Raw genomic sequence first — 267 nt, 5'->3', positions numbered from 1 at the left:
ATGTACGCATGAAGTCCAAGGGCCCACACATGAAGACGTCCGCATCGTCCGGCAGCTCGACGGCGGCGAGGTCCATGCGCCCCGACAACGCGGGTCGAAGAGTCGGCGCCGATCCCGCATCGTCTCGATACCAGTTCTGCGCACGGGCGTCTTCCATCGCCAGCACCTGCCTGCGCAACGACGCGTAGAGCACGTGAGTGTCGTGCGAGCGATCGGCATGGAACAGGCGCACGGTGCGCGCCGGGGAGTGGCGCGAGAGGTCTTCGA

The 267-nt window shown here is 66.3% G+C and carries 1 protein-coding gene; it reads right to left on the bottom strand.

The annotated features are described in order from the left end of the window. Positions 1-267, bottom strand: a 267-nt coding sequence (locus R0J87_RS21030) for a ferredoxin reductase domain-containing protein (RefSeq protein WP_498888701.1), incomplete at both ends; no start/stop codon positions are given.

Source organism: Halomonas sp. SIMBA_159 (genome assembly GCF_046536035.1).
Taxonomy (GTDB): domain Bacteria; phylum Pseudomonadota; class Gammaproteobacteria; order Pseudomonadales; family Halomonadaceae; genus Vreelandella; species Vreelandella venusta_A.
Note: the sequence above shows the minus strand (reverse complement) of the source record. Positions and strands in the feature narration are given on the sequence as shown.